Source organism: Roseomonas sp. SRI_022 (assembly GCF_057586215.1).
In genome coordinates this window covers 1-282 of record NZ_JBYCZL010000067.1, presented here as the reverse complement: position 1 = coordinate 282, position 282 = coordinate 1, and the positions used below count along the sequence as shown (strand labels likewise).

The 282-nt window shown below is 61.0% G+C and carries 1 protein-coding gene; it reads right to left on the bottom strand.

Annotation, left to right across the window (positions count from 1 at the left end; genetic code table 11):
* Positions 1-282, bottom strand: a 282-nt coding sequence (locus tag AC2YHJ_RS27875) for an Hsp20 family protein (RefSeq protein ID WP_487399451.1), incomplete at both ends; no start/stop codon positions are given.

Genomic DNA, 282 nt, shown 5'->3' with positions numbered 1-282 from the left:
ACCTTCACGTAGTCCGCGATCTGGAACCGACGTTCGAAGGCGCGGGCGCCAATGCCGCGGTGCAAGAATTCCCGCTGCCGGTTGTCGGGCTCGCGGCGCTCTCCGCTGATGAACAGGAGATTGCGCTCGGATGTTACCGACAGTTCATCTGCTGCAAACCCTGCAACAGCCAAGGTGACCCGGTATGAGTCGTCGCCTGTGCGCTCGATATCGTAGGGGGGGTAGTTCTCTAGCTGGTCGGCCCTCGTGGCGTTCTGTAGCAGATCAAACACCCGGTCGAAC